This is a genomic window from Bacteroidales bacterium, assembly GCA_021157585.1.
GTDB lineage: Bacteria > Bacteroidota > Bacteroidia > Bacteroidales > UBA12170 > UBA12170.
In genome coordinates this window covers 1-4,376 of the sequence record JAGGWH010000010.1, presented here as the reverse complement: position 1 = coordinate 4,376, position 4,376 = coordinate 1, and the positions used below count along the sequence as shown (strand labels likewise).

The following is a 4,376-nucleotide window of genomic DNA, read 5'->3' as shown; positions in this document are numbered from 1 at the left end:
TGTAATAATGGATAGTTATCCTTTAGGGGTTTGCATAGGAATAGTTATCTTTGATTTTTTTGAATTTCCATTTAGATAACCTGTTGATTTTATTAAAACTAAGGTTGTCCTAAAAGAGCCGCACCCTTATCCTTTTATCTAACCAGTCGCCGCAACCAAATATTCTTTTGTATGCTTCAATGATGACCAGACAAATTCTTTTTCTATATAAATCAATGAACTTACAGGATTTATGTACTTCATATTCAAAAACTTGTTTTTTTCACCTTCTGATATGTGACCACCTGAATGAATATAGCAGTTACGCACCTTCCTAAGATTGTCTAAATGGTTGTAGCTACCTTGAACTTTGCTGAGATTTAAGCACACGTATTTCGTCAGATATTTATGATATGAATTAAGGTCATTTTTGCCTTTAATTTCTGAATGATTCAATTTCAAGTTTTTTTGGTTTTTATGATTGGTGCATATTTGCTTAAGCCAAAAATCTAGGAGGCTATAAATATTGATGAGCATATCTGGTTTGATTAAGTGCGAAATTCGATGATAAGATGCACTACATTCAGTTTCATTACCGTCATATACCTCAACGGTTGCTTTTTTATCTTCTAGAGAACATTGCTCTAATAGAGAGAATAAATTGTTGAAATATTTCTCAAGACTTTTGCAATCACTATCAATTTGACGAAGGATATTCATATTTTATGAGGCATAACGTGCTTTTCAGCGGCCGCGGCTTTTTGCGGTCCGCTGCAAAAGGCTTGTTGTGCATTTTCTATTTATTTAGGACTCTTACGTTCAATATAAAAATCAAACCAAGAAGTTTTTATGCATAATATTCTTAATACTATTAATAATTCATATGTATATCAAATTACGACAAAATAGCTACAGTTTTAATGCCTCTCTTTTTGCGATCACCTTGCATCAAAAAATATACTTGACGTCGATCACAGCATGTTATATTATATATGTAACATAACATTGATAGCTAATATTTAGGAGGAGGGCAAAATGGCACGAGGGAAGTCAGGAAGGATAGTTATAGAAATTGATCCGAAGCTCAAACGCCAGCTCTATGCCACCCTAGAATACAAGCAAGAAACAATGAAAGAATGGTTTGTTAAGGAAGCAGAGGGTTTAATTTATGAAACCAAACAACCTTCTCTTTTTAAAACTCCTGATGAACAACCTATTGCAAAAATTGATGATGGGAGTGACAAATGAGCCTAAATATAAGAGAAACTTATGCGAATAATAATACTTCAGTTTACAAGAATGGTGCTCGAAAAAAATATGATATATCGGATGAGAAGAGGGAGGAATATAGAAAAATATCCCAAGAATCGCGCATTGCTAAATTAGGCGCACAAAATGGTGAGCATAAGCGAATACATGAAATTAATACGCCCGTGCTTGATCCGGGAAAATTGATGCCTCAGCTTGAATACAACGGATTAACTGCTCTAAGCTTATTTAGTGGAGGCGGAGGACTTGATTTAGGTTTTGATAGAGCTGGATATAGACATATTTTTTCATATGAACTTATACCTATCTGCAAGAAAACATTAACTTTAAATCGCCCTGAGTGGGTAATAAAAGGTGGGCCTGATGAGGGTGATGTTACCAAAATCGACTGGAAACACCTACGAGATAAAATTGATGTCATTCATGGTGGCCCACCATGTCAACCATTCTCTATTGCTGGTGAACAAAAGGGGATTGAGGATGAAAGGAATATGTGGGGCGAGTTTAATCGAGCAGTAAATACAATCAAGCCAAAGGCTTTTATCGCTGAAAATGTACCTGGAATTCTAAATCCTAAATTTGAAGGTTTTGTTAAAAAATATATAACCAATCAGCTTTCCGAATATTCAATTATTAAATTTGAAATGCATGCAGCAGATTTTGGAATACCACAAACTAGAAGAAGAATATTTTTTATAGGTTTTAGAAACAAAAATAAATTCAAAAAATTTTCTGTGCCCCAACCTACGCATACACGATATCATTTTTGTAATGGCAATACCCCACAAACCTATTACTCTTTGTTTGAAGAAAAATTGCCAAGCGTTTTAGGAGTTAGGGCATCATTAGGATTACCAGATATTGGCTTTGATAACCTATCTCCTACTATACGTAGCGCATTTACAGGGAAAAGAAATACAACTTCTATTTTAAATAGCACTGCTGGGCAGAAAGCTTGGGGAGATATGGGGATATGGCCCAATGGTGTTCAAGCAGATAGACTAAAAGCCTCAAATTTTCCAGCAAAAAATGGAAATTTTAGACTTTCTGTTCAAGATGTTGGATTGATTCAAGGTTTTCCTGAGTCATGGAAGTTTGCTGGTGCGGTATATCAAATCCTTGGGCAAATCGGTAACTCTGTGTCACCTCCAGTCGCTTATAATGTCGCTGTAAGTGTTTTAACGGCATTGAAAGGTTAGCCTTTGAGGCTAATTGATTTCTTTAAAATAACTACCTACCATAGTGCGTAATTGTTCTGCATGGTTTTTAGTAATTTTTACCCAGCCATCAAAATAGCTAAAAGGAATGTGTGGGTTATTCAAGGTGCTTCCTCTATTTATCAAGTATTCTGCTCGATCTTTAATTATTTCGAGCATTCTTTGAGCACTATATTCTTCTTTTACATCTTGTAATTTTAAATATTTTTCTTTTTTGTACTGCATTTTTTGAATAGATTTTGCGTCATCGTAGGTATAAATTTCTTTTTTACCTACGATGTTATACATGTCTTCCATATTTATTTTTGCTGGCACCAGAGTAGCTAACTTAAAATCTGGAGCGATATATTCCTCCTTGCTTTTGATCCATCCTGCCATCATTGATGGGGAACCATATTTATAATAGTCCTCCCCTTTTAGAAAAAAACCAATTAGCCAATGTTTATCTTTCCATTTTACTATATGGTCTTGCCCGAAATCTCTTACTGTTGTTACTGAACCCTGAGAAGTAGTTTTTAATTCAAAAGGTACAGTATGCCCATTAAGGTCAAGGAATGCGTCTACACCAGATCGACCTTCATCTTCATTTTTATAAAGATTAAATAGGCCTATCATCGCATTTTCACGGTCATCATCTTGAAAGTTACTTGCCATTTTTGGTCCTTATTTTATTTCTGCACAACGCAGAATTAACCTGCCACAAGGGTTCGACAAACTTGGTAAACGTCAAACGCCGGCCCTTGTGGTCAGGTTGAATGACTTGTTGAGTGGCGTTAATCGTTTTCACCTATCTCATAATCTTGTAATGTTTTACCCGATTTTAATTTCCACTCAGTCAGCCCGTTTGCACTACGCCCCATAATAATCATGACAGCTGAAGATGAACTACTAAATAAATAATCTTGATCTAAAATCAGTTTATTATCCTTTTTTATGATAACGCCCTCTGACAATAAAGTATCTCTCAGTTTTTGCATTGTCTTTGGATAAGAATTTGTCACAGGGTCTGCTATTTGTGAATTTTTAAAAACAACAAAACCCTCCGAGGTAGTCTTTCCAATCCCACTTGCTCCTCTTACTGCGGATATGTAAAACAAATCTTTTGCAGTTTCTAAATCCTCTTTTTTGGCAAATTGCCTTATTTGTTCGAAAGCATTAAATCCAAGAGTACTAACCAAAGTCAAAATGTTTGAAAGAAATTCTTCCATTTCAGCTTTATCTGACTCAGATATACCTGACTGAGTTGGTGTTTGGGAATTTATCACATTGTATCTATTTGCATGTCTTGCTATCTCATAAAGTCTATTTTCGAGATATTTAATGTGAGCTTTATTTAAATTGTCATCCTTGCTTATAAAAACAATTGCGTCATTCCAAAAATCTTTTTCCTTTATATGTTGAGAGAGTCTCCTAAAAATATCTTCAGCCTCGCCAATATAAATCTGTCCTTTTTCTGACAAATCTGTATTCCTGTTCATGAGCATATAAACACCTGTTGTCTGCAATTCTGGTCTATCTGTACAATTCCTAATCGAATTTCTTGGAATCTTATATGCTTTTCCCGTCCAATTTGACAACTCACAAGTCAATCGACCGTTTGTATCACCGTCAATCAGAAAAAGTTTAATTGTCTTACCGAATTTCATATTTTAATGCTGTCCTTTTTATAGCCACCCAACGTTTGAGCTCAGGGGCAAGCGGGGATTTTAGCAACTAAATTTGATTAATTGAGTATTTTGGCAGCAAGACGATTTTCAGAAAACTGCGCAGCCTGCTTGTCCCTTGAAGCGACTTGTTGGAACCTCTTATCAGATACAATCTGACCTACTTTTTAAAGCTGTTGCACTTGCGAAAGCACCATTAAGCGCTTGAAACTAATATTAAAATTGGCAACACACCGTTGTTTGCTGG

5 protein-coding genes are annotated in these 4,376 nt (G+C 35.3%); 2 read left to right on the top strand and 3 right to left on the bottom strand.

The window, feature by feature from the left end; all coding sequences use genetic code 11:
* Nucleotides 1-138: 138 nt before the first annotated feature.
* On the bottom strand, nt 139-699 hold the full coding sequence (locus tag J7K39_00320; protein ID MCD6178324.1) for a hypothetical protein: 561 nt from the start codon (nt 697-699) through the stop codon (nt 139-141).
* A 315-nt stretch (nt 700-1,014) separates the two neighbouring features.
* Here J7K39_00320 and J7K39_00315 point away from each other — a divergent pair, with 315 nt between their 5' ends.
* Complete coding sequence (locus J7K39_00315) at nt 1,015-1,227, top strand: hypothetical protein (protein MCD6178323.1); 213 nt, start codon at nt 1,015-1,017, stop codon at nt 1,225-1,227.
* The gene (gene dcm / locus J7K39_00310; GenBank protein MCD6178322.1) at nt 1,224-2,447 is read left to right on the top strand and encodes a DNA (cytosine-5-)-methyltransferase; all 1,224 of its coding nucleotides are present in this window, start codon (nt 1,224-1,226) and stop codon (nt 2,445-2,447) included. Before J7K39_00315 ends, dcm begins: the two co-directional genes overlap by 4 nt.
* 9 nt (nt 2,448-2,456) lie before the next feature.
* On the opposite strand, the gene J7K39_00305 is transcribed toward dcm, so the two are convergent.
* Nucleotides 2,457-3,119, bottom strand: a complete 663-nt coding sequence (locus tag J7K39_00305) for a hypothetical protein (protein MCD6178321.1) — start codon at nt 3,117-3,119, stop codon at nt 2,457-2,459.
* Nucleotides 3,120-3,238: 119 nt separating this feature from the next.
* Nucleotides 3,239-4,111, bottom strand: coding sequence for a GIY-YIG nuclease family protein (locus J7K39_00300; GenBank protein ID MCD6178320.1), 873 nt, complete (start codon nt 4,109-4,111; stop codon nt 3,239-3,241).
* Between the last annotated feature and the right edge of the window lie 265 nt (nt 4,112-4,376).

Excerpts from the sequence above, each read along its gene's own strand:
- J7K39_00320 (MCD6178324.1), bottom strand. The coding sequence starts at position 699 with ATGAATATCCTTCGTCAAATTGATAGTGATTGCAAAAGTCTTGAGAAA.
- J7K39_00315 (MCD6178323.1), top strand. The coding sequence starts at position 1,015 with ATGGCACGAGGGAAGTCAGGAAGGATAGTTATAGAAATTGATCCGAAG.
- dcm (MCD6178322.1), top strand. The coding sequence starts at position 1,224 with ATGAGCCTAAATATAAGAGAAACTTATGCGAATAATAATACTTCAGTT.
- J7K39_00305 (MCD6178321.1), bottom strand. The coding sequence starts at position 3,119 with ATGGCAAGTAACTTTCAAGATGATGACCGTGAAAATGCGATGATAGGC.
- J7K39_00300 (MCD6178320.1), bottom strand. The coding sequence starts at position 4,111 with ATGAAATTCGGTAAGACAATTAAACTTTTTCTGATTGACGGTGATACA.